1 protein-coding gene and 1 pseudogene are annotated in these 1,415 nt (G+C 58.6%); both read right to left on the reverse strand.

Annotated elements, in window-relative coordinates; translation table 11 throughout:
* Positions 1-394: 394 nt before the first annotated feature.
* On the reverse strand, positions 395-1,102 hold the full coding sequence (locus ACFOY6_RS24065; protein WP_379652450.1) for a M10 family metallopeptidase C-terminal domain-containing protein: 708 nt from the start codon (positions 1,100-1,102) through the stop codon (positions 395-397).
* Between the two features lie 215 nt (positions 1,103-1,317).
* Positions 1,318-1,415, reverse strand: a pseudogene (locus ACFOY6_RS24070) (transposase); the annotation flags it as partial.

A 1,415-nucleotide genomic window follows, 5' to 3' on the forward strand; every position in this document is an offset into this window, starting at 1 on the left:
GGAAGGCTTCGGCAAGGGCGCCAGCATCTACCACGAGGGCAGCAGCGTCTTCGCCATCAAGGCAGCCGATGGCTCGGTGGACCATGTCACCCTGCAGGGCGTCACAAACCTCGCCAGCTCCGACTACATGTTCGGGTGAGGTAATGCTGCGTGAGAGTGGTCGCTGACCAAGGACATACTCCAGGGCAGCGACCACGCCTTTTCCTGCACTAACTGAAAGGCCGCTGTGGAGACGGCAGCAGCGCCTCGATGGTGTGATGCAGATTCACGCGCACGCAAGCCCTGACCAGCAGCACACCGTGGAAGGGCATTGTCACGTTGTCTGGTGATCAGGCCAAATAATTAAGAGGCGCAGCTGATAGGCCTCATCAAAATCGGCGAACGGAAATCAGGTTCAAGCGAATACAATATCGCCTGCATGCAAGCCGCTCACGCCCTCGAGCAGGATCTCCCCCGTCTCATAGACGGCAAGGAAGCTCAGCAACAAGCCCTTGGCGGTCTGGTTGATGGTAAGGTCAGTCGATGAAATATTGTAGCCGCTGAGATCGACCTTGTCGGCCCCGGACTGGAAATCCCGGATAATGTCACGGCCGCCATTCGCATCCGAAGCGCCGGTGGCGCTGTACGTGTAGATGAAGACATCGCTGCCGGCACCACCTCGCAGAATGTCGGCGCCTTCGCCGCTCGAGATGATGTCGTTGCCGTCTCCTCCGTCAACGATGTCGTTCCCGCCTTCACCATGGAGAATGTCATGGCCGGTGCCGCCCAGGAGATGGTCGTTGCCGCCCCCACCGAAGATGCTGTCGTTGCCAGCGCCCCCATTCAGAACATCGCTGCCATCGTATTCAGCATAGGCCGCGGTGGCACCGGCCGTCAGGCCATCGGCTCCATAACCGAAGATCGTGTCATTGCCAGCACCGGCTCGCACGATGTCCCTGCCATAGCCGGCATAGATTGTGTCGCTGCCAGAGCCGGAGTGGATCGTGTTGTTGCTTGAGGACGCCGAGTAGTCATCCAGACCGTTGCCGTAGATCGTGTAGTCTGCCGTACGCGTAGAAAGATTGATGATGTCAGCGTTTGCGGAACCGTAGAAGATCGGCATGGTCTGGTTTCTCTCGGCGAAGGAAGGGAAGCTCTATGACGATTTCTAGCCATAGAATCCCTTCTTCAGGTTGTTTAAATTGGCTAATACGCACGCATAGGTAGTAAAGACTCTGTGATACTCTAAAGGCTGCCATGGACCTGCGGCCAGTTGCGCGGCTTGCTTGAGGATGATGCAGGCGAAGGCGACGAGATGGAGATCGGCAAGAGTGGTGGCGTAGCGCTCGTAGTCCTTCACCAGCCGCCGAAAGCGGCTGGCCCAGGCAAACGACCGCTCGACCACCCAGCGCCGCGGCAGAAGCACGAAGCCGCGC

Origin of the sequence: Teichococcus aestuarii, from assembly GCF_042651065.1 — a bacterium.
GTDB classification, from domain to species: Bacteria; Pseudomonadota; Alphaproteobacteria; order Acetobacterales; family Acetobacteraceae; genus Pseudoroseomonas; species Pseudoroseomonas aestuarii.

Bases quoted from the DNA above. Each gene is read 5' to 3' on its own strand.
- ACFOY6_RS24065 (WP_379652450.1), bottom strand. From the start codon at position 1,102: ATGCCGATCTTCTACGGTTCCGCAAACGCTGACATCATCAATCTTTCT.